The sequence below is a fragment of the Synechococcus sp. B60.1 genome, assembly GCF_047462555.1.
Lineage (GTDB): Bacteria > Cyanobacteriota > Cyanobacteriia > Thermostichales > Thermostichaceae > Thermostichus.
Map to the genome: position 1 here is coordinate 9019 of NZ_JANSJN010000097.1, position 1600 is coordinate 10618.

Sequence of the window (1600 nt, forward strand, 5' to 3'; positions counted from 1 at the left end):
CAGAAGAGCGCCAATCCAAGACCAGCACTTCCATAGAGCCAAGGCGAGGCTCAGAGAGTCTGCGTCGAGATGATCGATAATGCGAACCTTGTATGTTTCCCAGCAAGGGTGCAGGCTAAGCCTCAGGCAAGAGTTTGTGCTGGTTCATTTGAGCGATTTGCTCTTGCAGGAGGTGCCTCTGCCCTTGCTGGAGCAAATTTTAATCTTCGGCCGATCGCAAGTGACTACCGATGTTGTAAGAGAGTGCTTGAAGCGCAATATCCCCATTGCCTACCTCTCCCGACTCGGCTATTGCTACGGTCGCCTCATTCCCATTGAAAGGGGCTACCGCCGCTTGGCCCATTGGCAACAAACACTCCCTGAAGCATGGCGATTGCAAACAGCAGCCCAGATAGTGCGAGCTAAGCTCCTCAATGGGCGCGTGTTGTTGATGCGGCAACTTAGGCAGCGCCCCAGCGAAACTGGGGATCTAACCCTGCGCAGCCTGGAACATCTGGCCGAGCAAGTTCTGCAGGCTAAGTCTCTAGATCAATTGCGCGGCATTGAAGGGATCGGCGCAGCCCTGTATTTCCCAGAATTGGGCAGTTGCTTACAACAAAAGGGATTTGTTTTGCTCAAGCGTACCCGACAACCACCTACCAATCCAGTCAATGCCATGCTCAGCTTTGGCTATATGGTGCTCTGGAACCATCTATTAACCTTGATTGAGCTGCAAGATTTGGATCCCTATCAAGGTTGCCTACATGCCAGCAGTGAACGCCACGCTGCTCTGGTTTCCGATTTGCTGGAAGAGTTCCGAGCACCTATTGTGGACTCCCTGGTACTGTGGCTTGTCAATAGCGGTGTTATGGATATCCAAGAAGACTTCGAGTATCGAGATGGGGGCTGTTTTCTCAACGATGCTGGCAGAAAGAAATACCTCAAAGCTTTTCTCCAGAGAATGGAGGGATCCATTACAACTCCTGCTGGGGATCAGCCCCGCTGGGATTTGCTAACACAGCAGGTTAAGAAGTTTAAGCAGTCCGTCTATAATCCTCAAGACTTGTATCAGCCTTACCGGATTCGCTGATGTTTCTTTATGTTGTTACCTACGATACTCCCTGTGACAAGCGCCGCAAGAAAATTGCCGACTTGCTAGAAGGCTACGGCAAGCGGGTGCAGTACAGTGTCTTCGAGTGCGTCCTCAACAAGGACAAGTTCGAGGAGCTCAAGCTACGGCTCCGGAAAAGGATCAAGCCCAACGAAGACAGCGTCCGCTTCTATCCCCTCACCAGCCACGCCCTCGATCAAGTGGAAATCTGGGGTGAACCCCCTTTAACTGCACCCCCTGGCTCGGTCATCGTGTAGCTCAGGCAACTTTCCCCCTACCTAAGTACTTGATGTTCTCGAAAGCACACAAAAACGGTATCAGCAGCTCTGCGAGCGCCTCGCCAAATCCCGCAAAGGCCGATTCTTTCGTTGACCCGCTCGATGCCTTGCCCCACAAGGCTTTCAGGCCTCTTGCCCCCCCTCTTCCAGGCCCTTTTTTGCCGTCTTCGACCGACCCCCTCGCAAATGGGTCTTGCATTCCTTGCCCCGCTTGGGTTTAATAGGGGTAGAG

General features: G+C 52.7%; 2 protein-coding genes. Both read left to right on the plus strand.

The window, feature by feature from the left end; translation table 11 throughout:
* The first annotated feature begins 79 nt into the window (after positions 1-79).
* Positions 80-1069, plus strand: a complete 990-nt coding sequence (gene cas1, locus NW863_RS10565) for a CRISPR-associated endonuclease Cas1 (protein ID WP_414366235.1) — start codon at positions 80-82, stop codon at positions 1067-1069.
* On the plus strand, positions 1069-1347 hold the full coding sequence (gene cas2 / locus NW863_RS10570; protein ID WP_414335550.1) for a CRISPR-associated endonuclease Cas2: 279 nt from the start codon (positions 1069-1071) through the stop codon (positions 1345-1347). The genes cas1 and cas2 overlap by 1 nt, the downstream gene beginning before the upstream one ends.
* Positions 1348-1600 lie beyond the last annotated feature (253 nt).